Genomic DNA, 697 nt, shown 5'->3' with positions numbered 1-697 from the left:
TGTATTGTTAACCTACTGGTTCAGTTACGTATTGCTAAGGTTAACGACGGTTAGATTCACCTCTTACACAGCACCTCCACCGTAAACACCGCACTAAAAGATAGAACGAAAAATGCCATGCGTTGGGAATCACTCTTAAATGCTTTGTTAAGTTCATTTTGGTAAACAACCCCAAAAGTAAACTTTTTAACTTTTGCTTGTTTTTACTAATTGTTCGTTCTATCATAGCTTTCGTTGATTAGACAATGATTGTTAACACCATACAGTCAATGTGATTGCTTCATATGAAATTTATAGGGAAAACCGATGAAATTCAAAAAGAAGAATGAAGCAATCCAGAAAGCTGTGGTAATCATTGAGAATCTGATTGAGGTAACAGCAGAGGATGAAGAAAGTGAAGCAAACCTACAACTTAAAGAAGCTAAGCGACTGTTAACAGAAGCTCAGCAGAATAAGAATGTAGATAAGGACGCTGTTAAAATCGCTCTCGATTTTTTCAAATACGTTCTAATGGTTTTCTTTAATAATCCTTAACACAGCACCTTTTTGTGTCAGCAAACACAAAAAATCAGATATCTCGCAATCGGTAGTGCTTCGTTCTACCGTGTAGGAGGTGTTAATAAGCAACACAGTGGTACAGTCACTGCAAAACTGAAATGCCTAATGTTAGGTTGTTTTAATTGGCAAACCCCACTTA

1 protein-coding gene is annotated in these 697 nt (G+C 36.6%); it reads left to right on the top strand.

All coding sequences use genetic code 11. From position 1 onward, the window contains the following. Positions 1-306: 306 nt before the first annotated feature. A complete protein-coding gene (locus tag ACXAC4_RS20175; RefSeq protein WP_475164970.1) occupies positions 307-534 on the top strand; it encodes a hypothetical protein in 228 nt (75 codons plus the stop codon). Positions 535-697 lie beyond the last annotated feature (163 nt).

This window comes from Pseudoalteromonas sp. AWM4_233, assembly GCF_056158285.1.
The sequence above is the reverse complement of the archived record's forward strand: the minus strand, read 5'-3'. Positions and strand labels throughout refer to the sequence as shown.